1 pseudogene is annotated in these 205 nt (G+C 58.5%); it reads left to right on the top strand.

Going from position 1 to position 205, the window contains the following annotated elements:
- A pseudogene (locus tag D0N36_RS19355) lies at positions 1-205 on the top strand (IS3 family transposase); the annotation flags it as partial.

The following is a 205-nucleotide window of genomic DNA, read 5'->3' as shown; positions in this document are numbered from 1 at the left end:
ACGGCGGGCTGGGCGTGTCCGAGTTGCGCCGTTTAAAACAGTTGGAAGAAGAGAACCAGCAGCTCAAACAGCTGGTCGCGGACCTGAGCCTGGACAAGCAGATGCTGCAGGATGTACTCAAAAAAAAGTTCTGAAGCCCGTGCAGCGTCGCCACGTGGCTCAACACTTACGCGACGCCTATCGCATCTCGACCCGCCGAGCCTGC

Origin of the sequence: Hymenobacter lapidiphilus (genome assembly GCF_003417065.2) — a bacterium.
Lineage (GTDB): Bacteria > Bacteroidota > Bacteroidia > Cytophagales > Hymenobacteraceae > Hymenobacter.
The sequence above is the reverse complement of the archived record's forward strand: the minus strand, read 5'-3'. Positions and strand labels throughout refer to the sequence as shown.